7 protein-coding genes are annotated in these 9,541 nt (G+C 34.7%); 4 read left to right on the forward strand and 3 right to left on the reverse strand.

The genetic code is table 11. The features are described 5' to 3' along the window. On the reverse strand, positions 1–1,593 hold a 1,593-nt coding region (locus tag SOY52_RS06565), incomplete at its 3' end, for a 4Fe-4S binding protein (protein WP_320848166.1). Positions 1,594–1,663: 70 nt separating this feature from the next. Then, positions 1,664–2,428 carry a TSUP family transporter gene (locus SOY52_RS06570; RefSeq protein WP_320848167.1) on the reverse strand — a complete coding sequence of 255 codons (765 nt, stop codon included), beginning with the start codon at positions 2,426–2,428 and terminating at the stop codon, positions 1,664–1,666. 96 nt (positions 2,429–2,524) lie between these two features. On the opposite strand from SOY52_RS06570, the gene SOY52_RS06575 reads away from it, so the two are divergent. Next, on the forward strand, positions 2,525–3,487 hold the full coding sequence (locus SOY52_RS06575; protein WP_320848168.1) for a nitronate monooxygenase: 963 nt from the start codon (positions 2,525–2,527) through the stop codon (positions 3,485–3,487). 678 nt (positions 3,488–4,165) lie between these two features. Here SOY52_RS06575 and SOY52_RS06580 read toward each other — a convergent pair. Further along, positions 4,166–5,059 carry an amidohydrolase family protein gene (locus tag SOY52_RS06580; protein WP_320848169.1) on the reverse strand — a complete coding sequence of 298 codons (894 nt, stop codon included), beginning with the start codon at positions 5,057–5,059 and terminating at the stop codon, positions 4,166–4,168. 77 nt (positions 5,060–5,136) lie between these two features. On the opposite strand from SOY52_RS06580, the gene SOY52_RS06585 reads away from it, so the two are divergent. The 3 genes from SOY52_RS06585 to SOY52_RS06595 all read left to right on the forward strand — a co-directional run bounded on the left by SOY52_RS06585 (position 5,137) and on the right by SOY52_RS06595 (position 9,025). Then, on the forward strand, positions 5,137–6,480 hold the full coding sequence (locus tag SOY52_RS06585) for an alpha-galactosidase (RefSeq protein ID WP_276985538.1): 1,344 nt from the start codon (positions 5,137–5,139) through the stop codon (positions 6,478–6,480). 43 nt (positions 6,481–6,523) lie between these two features. After that, a complete protein-coding gene (locus tag SOY52_RS06590; RefSeq protein ID WP_276985535.1) occupies positions 6,524–7,087 on the forward strand; it encodes a TetR/AcrR family transcriptional regulator in 564 nt (187 codons plus the stop codon). A 144-nt stretch (positions 7,088–7,231) separates the two neighbouring features. Next, the gene (locus SOY52_RS06595) at positions 7,232–9,025 is read left to right on the forward strand and encodes an oleate hydratase (protein WP_320848170.1); all 1,794 of its coding nucleotides are present in this window, start codon (positions 7,232–7,234) and stop codon (positions 9,023–9,025) included. The last annotated feature ends 516 nt before the right edge of the window (positions 9,026–9,541 follow it).

The raw sequence follows: 9,541 nt of genomic DNA on the forward strand, positions 1-9,541 counted from the left end.
TTCTTCCTTTTCAAATACAGTAGGATAATACCCCATCTGAGCAAGGTAGAAGGCACAAGAAAGACCTGCAGGACCTGCACCAATAATTGCAATCTTTTCCTTCCAACGTCCCTTATTTGATGCAACAACTATTTCAGGTACATATCTATGCTCAGCATTTAAATCTTGCTCAGCAATAAACTTTTTAACTTCGTCAATTGATACAGCTCTATCAATAGTACCTCTAGTACATGCATCCTCACAGCGCTTATTACAAACTCTTCCACATACAGCAGGGAATGGGTTTTCTTTTTTAATTAAAGCAAGCGCTTCTTTATATTCACCCTTAGCAGCCTTCTTTAAATAACCTTGTACTGCGATATGAGCAGGACATGCGGTCTTACAAGGTGCTGTACCTGTTTCATGGCAGTTAATTCTATTGTTATCCCTGTAATCTTCATCCCACATTTCCTTTGGCCACTTCTTGCTATCAGGAAGAGCAATCTTAGGATATTTTACTTCACTTCCATCCTTTTTACAGAGCTTTTGACCAAGCTTAAGAGCTCCAGCAGGACAATACTCAACACACTGGCCACAAGCAACACAGTTATCCTTATTAACATGAGCTCTATATGCTGAGGCAGACATATTAGGAGTGTTAAAAAGCTGAGATGTTCTTAAAGCATTACAAATCTTTACATTACAGTTACAGATAGCAAAGATTTTATTTTCACCATCGATGTTAGTAACCTGGTGTACAAAGCCATTATCCTCAGCTCTTTTTAAAATCGCCATTGCCTCATCATAGGTAATATCCCTACCTCTACCAGTTTCACGGCAGTAGTCAGCCATATCACCTACACCGATACACCAATCCTCATAGTCATCAGCACAGCCTTCATCAAGCTTCTTTCTACCATAGCGACATGAACAAATAGATGCACCAATATGTCCTTCATACTTTTTTAGCCAATAAGAGATGTGCTCGATATCCATTGTAGTGTTTTCCATCTCAATAGCTTTTTCAACTGGGATAACATGCATACCAATACCACCACCTCCAGGAGGAACCATTTGCGTAATTCCTGCAAGAGGTAGGAATGTCATTCTTTCAAAGAACATAGCAAGCTCAGGGTGCTTATCCATGAGCTTTGTATTCATGTTTGTGTATTCCGCTGAACCTGGAACGAAGAGAGGAATCCAATAATTTCTGTCTTCTACATTATAGGTTGTGCCAGCTATAGGGCCATCCTTTGTATATTTATCGCCATAGTCATATTCAAGCATCCCGAAGAATGAAAGTTTTTCAAGCATTTTAAATGCTTTATCATCTTCCATTCCAATCTTTTTACATTTAGCCATCATTTGGCTATATGGATACTTTTTCCTTACCTTCATATCGAGAAGAAGATCAAGTGCGTTATCACTCATCTCTTTATCAAGTTCATCTTCGAAGATACATGCAAAGCCCCAATATTCTGGGTCTTGAGGGGTAATCCCCTTAAGTTTACCAGCAGCTCTGTCAGTTACCTTTCTCAAAAACTTTAATAGCTTTGGATTAGGATTTTTATCACTTGCATGTTTTGGCGTGTACTTTGTGCTCATCTCTGGCATAAAATGTTCCTCCAAAGTCCATTGTACTATTGAAAATTAAACTTGAGAACTCAACAAAGTATTGTAAATGTTAGAAAATAAGCTCACTAACTATCTTGATATATAAAAGGGCAATGACAATTACTAGAAGTTTCTTTATTGCTTTACCTTCCTTTTTAATTGCGTAGTTTGAGCCAAGGATATTACCAATAATTGATGCAATTGCACATGGAAGGCCAACATTAAAGAAGATTGTTCCATTAATAATAAATGTAACAAAGGCTGCAATATTTGAAGTTAAGTTAAGGACCTTTGTGGTTCCTGCACTAAATATTAATGGAAGTCCCATAAATGAAAATAAAATAGTGTAGAAGGTACCTGTTCCAGGACCAAAGAAGCCATCATATAGTCCAATTACAAATGATGCAATAGCTGAAATAATGTATGCCATTGCTGTGATATCAAAGTTATTAGATATTAATCTTCCCTTTTTTTCTTCCTTCTTTTTTAGTGTTAAAACTGTCAAAACCGGAAGAACAATTAATAGCATATATCGAAGGAATGTATCTGCATAACGAAGAGCTAGTTGTGCTCCAATTGAGGAGCCCACTAAAGCAAATGGAATACTAGTAAAGCAAAGCTTCCAAATAATCTTTTTCTCTCTTGCATAGTTAATTGTTGCAAATACTGTTCCAAAGGTCATTGAAAATTTATTTGTACTAACTGCATTTATTGGAGGAAGCCCTGCGGCATAAAGTGAGGTTAATGATACTAATCCACCACCTCCTGCAATAGAATCAATGAAGCCTGCTAGCGCAAATAGGAGTGTTAATATAATAATAGTTGTTAAACTCATAATATCCTTCTACAATTTTAAGTCGACTTATTCTGTACTAAGAGCGTAAAGTATTCAATATTTTAATTGTAAAAAGATCATAGTTAAGGGTAAAAAATGAAAAGACTACAAGAAATACTAAATATTGAACTACCTATCATCCAAGGTGGTATGGCAAATATTGCAAATGGTGAATTTGCAGCTGCTTGTTCAAATGCAGGGGCTTTGGGGATTATTGCTGCTGGTGGAATTAAAGAGGCTGAAGATTTAAGAAGAGAAATCAGAATTTGTCGTAGCCTAACAGATAAACCTTTCGGCGTTAATTTAATGTTAATGAACCCATGTGTGCCTGAAATGGCAAAAATAATAGTTGAAGAAAAAGTTCCTGTTGTTACAACCGGAGCAGGTAGCCCTGCTACTTATATAAAAATGTGGAAGGATGCTGGTATTAAAGTATTTCCTGTAGTTGCAAGTACTCTTTTAGCAAAGAGACTTGCTCCACTAGGTGTGGATGGTATCATTGCTGAAGGAACTGAATCAGGTGGTCATGTAGGAGAAATGACTACAATGTCACTCATTCCTCAAGTAATAGATGTTGTAGATATTCCGGTAATAGCTGCAGGTGGAATTGCCGATTCTCGTCAACTGGCAGCAGCCCTCTCTCTTGGTTCATGTGGTGTTCAGGTTGGTACTGTTTTACTTGCATCTAAGGAGTGTCCAATCCATGAAAACTATAAAATGGCACTAATAAAAGCAAAGGATAGTGATACAACAGTCACAGGCAGAAGTGTAGGAGCTCCTGTTAGAGTTTTAAAGAATAAAATGGCTCGCAATTACCTCATTTTAGAAAAGCAAGGAGTATCCATTGAAGAGCTTGAAATGCTCACATTAGGAAGCTTAAAGAAAGCTGTTATCGATGGAGACGTTGAAAACGGAAGTTTAATGGCAGGGCAAAGTGCGGGCTTAATTAAAGAAATTAGAAGTGTTAAGGAAATCCTTACATCTCTATACGTAGATGGATTAAAGGACCTTGAAAAAACAATAAATATTTGGAAAACCTCCATATTTATTGACGCTTAAAAGAATGAGAGGTTATTATAAAGGTAAGAAGTGGCCTGTCGATAGACGGTGTTCACTCCAAGATTTTAATTAAGCTGAATCGCTACTAGTAAAATTTGGACTTAGAACTAGTGGCGATTATTCTTTTTCCCAATAGTAATTCCAACTATTACAGCTGAAAGAACTAAACCAATAATACTAATTACTAAATCTAAAAATTCATAACTAGTCATTTTGGATACCTCCTTACCATTAAGATTTGGAGGTAAGACCTCCATATCAGGGCGACATGGAGCAAATTAACCGCCTACCGCATTCGAGCTAGGCCACAACTTAAGTAAATAGTGGTAACAATGCATAGGTCAATATTAATACTACAAAATTAAACGTAAATGATAGAAATTATAAGCAAAGAGGACGTTAGGTAAGAATTTATTTCCATTACCCAAAGTAAGTATTGTGTTTGATAATATTTCAATTGTTGACGTTAAGAAGAATGAGAGGCTATTATAAAGATAAGAAGTGGCCTGTCAATAGACGGTGTTCGCTCCAAGTTTTATTTTTGCAAAATCGCTACTAGTAAAAATTGAAAGTAAGAACTAGTGGCGATTATTCTTTTTCCAATAGTAATTCCAACTATTACAGCTTAAAGAACTAAACATATAAAACTAAATAATAAATGTAGTATATAGAAAGGAATTAGAAATAAACCTTATCTGCACATTTATAGTAATACCATTCTTTTTCCTCATCATTAAAAACATCAGAAGCATATTCTAGTTGTTCTTTAATTGAAGCATTACATAGTGTTGATGGCATATCAGAACCCCACATTAAATGCTCTGCTCCTACAATATCTTTGGCATAATTAAGATATTTTCTTGCATAAGGAAAAGGGTAATTTTCTGGACGCGTTTTCCAAAATAGGGCAGCAGTATCAAAATAAATATTTTCTCTACAAAGAAGATTTAATTCTCTTTTAATGTTTTCATCTTGCTCTCTTCTTGGAGATGATAGATGGCAAACAACTATATTAAAGTTTGGAAAATCTAAGCTAATCTTTCTAAGAGCTTCTACTTGATGACTTTCATCTCCAGGTGAGCCAAGATCAAAGGAAATAGTTTTTATTTTTCCATAAAGCTTTTTATAAATTGAGTACATTAATTCACCAGCTAAGTTAAATGTACCATTTGATCCCATTAGCCCACATCCTGTAGAGACTTCAAATTTAAAAGCATTTAAACCAAGAGTTAGTAAGTGATTTAATATTTTATCTAAATTCCTACAAAAAGGATTAACAGTTAATGCACCTGTTAATCTAGCTGGATACTTTTTTACAGCTTCACTTACTTCAATATTATTAAAGCCTAAGAATCCTCCTTGGAGTAATACGGCTTTATCGATTTTGTTTTGATCCATTATCTTCAGCAGCTCTTCAACAGGAAAAGAAGTTTCTTCATATTCATTTGGTAGAAGCTGTATTACTTCCCCTGTAGACCAAATAGCCTTACCATTATGTAGAGGTTTTAATTCACCATCAGCACCAAATCCTGATAGTGTTGAAAATATATGAGCATGAGAATCAATAATCATAAAGAAATACTAAATTTCAATTATTTATTTTTCAACTTAAAGTAAAAATGAAGTACTATTATTTCATGGAGGATTATATGAAGGAAACTCGTATTTGTATTATCGGTGGAGGTAGTAGACTCTGGGCAATACAGTTTTTTAAAGATCTTGCCTATAATAAGATGACACATGGAACTGTTGTTTTACATGACATTGATCATAAGTCAGCAGAGAATAATGTAGCAGTTGGCTATCAAACATTTCGCGTTAATGGCTGTGAAAATAGATTTAAGTTTATTGCAGAAGATAATTTAGAAAAAGCTTTAGAGGGCGTTGATTTAGTAATTATCTCTATTGAACCAGGTAATATTGAATGTAGAAGAGGGGACTTAGTTCTTCCAGAAGAGTATGGTATTTACCAAAGTGTTGGTGATACAACAGGTCCTGGTGGAATAATGAGAGCTAGAAGAGCTCTTCCAATGTTCTTTAACTTTGCAAAAGCAATTGAAAAGGTATGTCCTAATGCATGGGTAATTAACTATACAAACCCTATGACACTTTGTACTGCAGCTTTATATAAAGCTTTTCCAAATATTAAAGCTTTAGGTTGTTGTCATGAAGTTTTCCATACTGAAACATTTATTGCAGAGTTAGTCTCTAAATGGTTTAATGTCCCAACTCCTGATAGAAGAGAGATAAAGCTTGATATCACAGGTGTTAACCACTTTACTTGGGTTACTGGTGCAACCTGGAATGGGATAGATTTAATGCCTCGTTTAATAGAACTGGCAAATGATAGCAATACATATAAAGATTTAACTGAGGTTGCATTAAAGAGAATTAAGGAAGAAAAATGGTTTGACTGTGACCACCTTATTGCTTTATCACTTCTTCGTGATTTCGGTGCTCTTGGTGCAGCTGGCGATAGACACCTTGCGGAGTTTGTTCCATTCTTCTTAAATTCAGATGAAAACCTCAATAAATATGGTGTTGTTAGAACTCCATATAAGTGGAGATGTGAAGAGGATAAGAGAAAGAAAGCTAAGACTTACAACGATGATGAACTTATCGCTACTCTTTCAGATGAAGAAGGTGTTGATATCATGCGCTCATTGATGGGGGACCGAACTCTTTATACAAATATTAATAGACCAAATGAAGGTCAAATATCATTCCTCCCTAAGGGAAGAATAGTTGAGTCTAATGGTTTTATTAGTCAAGATTCAATTAGACCAATAGTATCTAAAGAGCCACCTCTAGCTGTACAAAATATGATAAGAAGAGTATCAGATGTACAAGAGCTTACTTTAGAAGCCATTTGGAATAATGATAATGAATTGTTATTTAGTGCATTTTTATCTGATCCATTAATGAGTCTTTCAAGGGATAAGGCGAGAGAGCTTTTTGATAAGATGTTAATTGAGTCTAGCTATAGGCAATAATTAATACTTGAATTGATTACCTCTTGGTGTTAATTAATTATTTATGAGCAGCAATACTACAAAGATAGCAATCGCATATGCTTTAAAAGAACTTGTTCAGGAAAAGGCTTTAAATAAGATCACGATACAAGATATCGCTGATAAGTGTGGAATAAATAGGCAAACCTTTTATTACCACTTTCAAGATATTATTGATCTTGTTCGTTGGATATTAATTTCTGACGCTGAAAAATTAGTTAAGGGAAATAAAACCTATGATACCTGGCAAAAGGGGTATTTAGCTTGCTTTGAAACAATTAAGAAGGATAAAGTATTCATTCTTAATATCTACCATCATGCACCAAGAGAGTATATCACTGACTACCTTTATAGTATTACATTAGAGCTATTAACTAATGTGGTTGAAGAGAAGATTAAAGAGCTAAAGTTAAGAGTTAGAGATGAAGATAAGTTCTTTGTTGCAAACTTCTTTAAATACTCTTTAGTTGGTTTAGTCCTAGATTGGATAGATAAAGGTATGGATATGGAGCCAGTGGAAATAGTTAATAAACTCGATTCCATTATCCATGGGACAATGGAAAAAGCGTTAACAAACGCTTCCTATTAAATTATACATAATTAGTATTTTGTCGTAAAAAACTCCAAAATAAGGATCATGTCATTTTATGTGACAAAGCTAAAAAACTGCTTATACATTTCTTTATTTTATAAAGATATCTTTAAGCCATAAATAAGTTATGGAGGATTAAAGATGTATTATTCAGCAGGTAATTATGAAGCATATGCAAGACCAGAGAAACCAGAGGGAGTTGATAGAAAGTCTGCATATATTATTGGAACAGGACTTGCAGGACTATCTGCAGCATTCTATCTCTTAAGAGATGGTCAGATGAAGGGTGAGCACATTCATGTGCTTGAAAAGCTTGAATTAGCAGGTGGTAGCTGTGATGGTAGAAAGGATGTTACTAAGGGCTTTTACATGAGAGGTGGTAGAGAGATGGATAACCACTTTGAATGTATGTGGGACCTTTATCGTAGTGTTCCTTCAATTGAGCATCAGGGTCAAAGTGTACTTGATGAATACTACTACTTAAATAAAAAAGATCCTAACTACTCACTTTGTAGAGCAACAGTTAATTGTGGTGAGGATGCCCATACAGATAAGATGTTTAAGCTTGATAAAGCTTCTGCATTAGCGCTTTCTAAGCTTTTTATCACACCAGAAAAGGATTTAGAGGATAAAAAGATTAATGAAGTACTTCCTGAATCTTTTTTCAAAACTAATTTCTGGCTCTACTGGCAAACAATGTTTGCTTTCCAGCCATGGGCATCAGCACTTGAGATGAAGAGATATCTATGTAGATATGTACACCATATCGATGGACTTCCTGACTTCACAGCTCTTAGATTCACAAAGTATAACCAATTTGAATCTATGATTCTCCCACTTGTAAAGTATCTTGAAGAGGGTGGCGTTAAGATTGAATATGGTTTTGATGTAAAAAATGTAATTATTAAAAAAGAAAATGGAAAAAGAGTTGCTAAGAAGATTATCTATGAAAAAGATGGTGTTGAGAATTCAATAGACCTTTGTGAAGATGATTTAGTATTTATCACAAATGGTTGTTGTACTGATACCTCTTGTTATGGTGATCAAGACCATGCCCCTGATTTATCAAAGGTAAAAAATGGTCAAGGTGAATCATGGAATATGTGGATTAATATTGCAGACCAGGCAACTAATGGTGAGTATGGAAATCCATATGCCTTCTGTTCTGATACCGATGCAACTAACTGGATGAGTGCTACAGTTGCAACTAGTGACCAAGAGATAATCGATAAAATCATCTCTATCTGTAAGCGTGATCCAAGAGAGGGAAAGGTAACAACTGGAGGTATCGTTACTGTAAAAGACAGTACTGATAATTGGTATCTATCATGGACAATAAATCGCCAACCACAATTTAAGTGCCAAGATAAAGATACTGTTTTAATTTGGCTTTACTCATTAAACACAAATAAAGAAGGTAATTGGATCAAAAAGCCAATGAGAGAGTGTAGTGGTAAAGAGGTCTGTGAGGAGTGGCTATACCACATTGGTATGGAAAAGGATAAGATTAAGGATAAGGCTGAAAATGCTTGTAATACAACAACTTGCTATATGCCATATATCAATGCTTTCTTCCAGCCAAGAAAGGAAAGTGATAGACCAAAAGTAGTTGTTGATAATGCTGTAAACTTTGCCTTTATTGGTCAGTTTGCAGAAACTCCTAGAGATACAATCTTTACAACTGAGTACTCTATTAGAACAGGTATGGAAGCAGTATATACTCTCTTAAATGTCGATAGAGGTGTTCCTGAAGTTTGGGGTTCTAAATACGATGTAAGAGAATTATTAAGGGCTTGCTACTACTCTGTTGATAAAAAAAGTATCGATGAGCTTCCATTAGACCTTAAGGAGAAGATTTTATTAAAGAATGTATTAAAAGCTATTAAAGGTACAGATGTAGAAATTCTTTTAAAGGAAAGTGGACTTTTAAAATAATGTAATTAAAAAAATAAAGGCTATAGTTAACACATGTTATCTTATAGCCTTTTCTATTTAAAATCTTACCTAACACATGCACTTATTATAACTTCTATCATTTATGTTTAATATGATTGTTTTGATATTGACCTCTGCATTGTTACTATTATTTACTAAAGTTGTGGCCTGACTCGAAACGGTAGGCGGTTAATTTGCTCCATGTCGCCTTGATATGGAGGTCTGACCTCCAAATCTTAACGATAAGGAGGTACCCAAAATGACTAATTATGAAATTTTAGATTTAGTAATTAGTATTATTGGTTTAGTACTTTCAGCTATAATAGTTGGAATTACTATTGGAAAAAAGAATAATCGCCACTAATTCCTGCAAGAAGGTTCTTACGCAAAGTAAGGGAATAGTGGCGGGAATTAGAGGAGACATATTTTCATGTGTCTTCTTTTTTTGCTTGCATAAGCGAGTGAAAACATGTCTTATCAACAATAGTATTAATAAAATTTGATACAATTAAGTGA

This window comes from Bullifex sp. (assembly GCF_034103065.1).
In the GTDB taxonomy this organism is placed as follows: domain Bacteria; phylum Spirochaetota; class Spirochaetia; order Sphaerochaetales; family Sphaerochaetaceae; genus Bullifex.